Annotated in this window: 1 protein-coding gene; it reads left to right on the forward strand. The window is 71.6% G+C overall.

Annotated elements, in window-relative coordinates:
- On the forward strand, positions 1–1,279 hold a 1,279-nt coding region (locus LWC33_RS34640; protein WP_233308934.1), incomplete at both ends, for an MFS transporter.

Raw genomic sequence — 1,279 nt, forward strand, 5'->3', positions numbered from 1 at the left:
TTCGAGTTCGGCGATCTGAACACTTTCGCCTATGTGGCGCCGGCGCTGCGGCAGCATCTGCACCTGTCGGTGGCCGAGATCGCGTTTGTCACCTCGGCCTCGTTCCTGGGGATGTTCGTGGGCGCGGTGGTCGGGGGCCGTGTCGCCGACCGGGTCGGGCGCCGGCGCGCGCTGGTGGTCTCGGTGGTCTTCTTCTCGGCCAGTTCGCTGCTCAACGCGCTGGTCTCGACCGTGCCGGCGCTGGCGGTGGCGCGGCTGTTGACCGGTATCGGGCTCTCGGCGATGGCGGTCGCGGCGACGGCGTATCTGTGTGAGGTGATGCCGGCGCGGCTGCGGGGGCGGATGCAGTCCGCGGTGATGGCGGTCGGGCTGGTCGGGATCCCGGTGATGTCCTTCGCCGCGCGTGCGATCGTGCCGCTGGGCCCGGACACGTGGCGGTGGGTCTTCGTCTTCGGTGCGCTGGGGCTGCTCGCGCTGCCGTTGATCGCCCGGTTGCCGGAGAGCCCCCGCTGGCTGCACCGGCACGGCCGGGACGAGCAGGCCGTCGCCGTGGTCGAGCGGATCGAACAGGCCAGCGTCGCTGATCCCGGTGCCCTCGCGCCGCTCGCGCCGGTGTCGCCGTGCGGCTCGCACGCCGCGCACGGGTCGCCCGGGTCGCCCGGGTCGCGCGGGTCGCGCGGGTCGCGCGGGTCGGGTGTGGGCTACCGGGCGCTGTTTCGTGGGGCGTTGGGGCGGCGCACCCTGATGCTCGCCGTGGTCTGGGTCTTTCAGACCTTGGGGTTCTACGGCTTCGTGGCCTGGGTGCCGACGCTGCTCGCGGCGCATGGTTTCGACCTGGTGCACAGCCTGACCTTTTCGGCGCTGACCACCTTGGGGGCGGTGCCCGGGGCGTTGCTGGCCTGGCCGTTGTCGGATCGTTTCGGGCGCAGGACGCCGATCGCGTTGATGGCTGTGGGGATCGCCGCGTGTGGGCTGGCCTACGGCCTGACGTTCGCCCCGGTGGCGATCGTGGTGTTCGGTTTCCTGGTCAACGCGCTCATGCAGACCTTCGCCGCGCTGCTCTACGCCTACACCCCGGAGCTGTTCCCCACCGAGCTGCGCAGCTCGGGCAACGGCCTGGTCTACGGGGTCGGGCGGCTGTCCAACATCCTCGGGCCGGTGATCGTCGCCGCGGTGTTCGGCAGCTTCGGCTACAGCCCGGTCTTCGTCTACATCGCCGGCTGCTGGGCCGTCGTCGCCCTCACCATCGCCCTGTTCGGCCCGCGGACCGGCAACCAGC

Origin of the sequence: Pseudonocardia terrae (assembly GCF_021343995.1) — a bacterium.
Lineage (GTDB): Bacteria > Actinomycetota > Actinomycetes > Mycobacteriales > Pseudonocardiaceae > Pseudonocardia > Pseudonocardia terrae.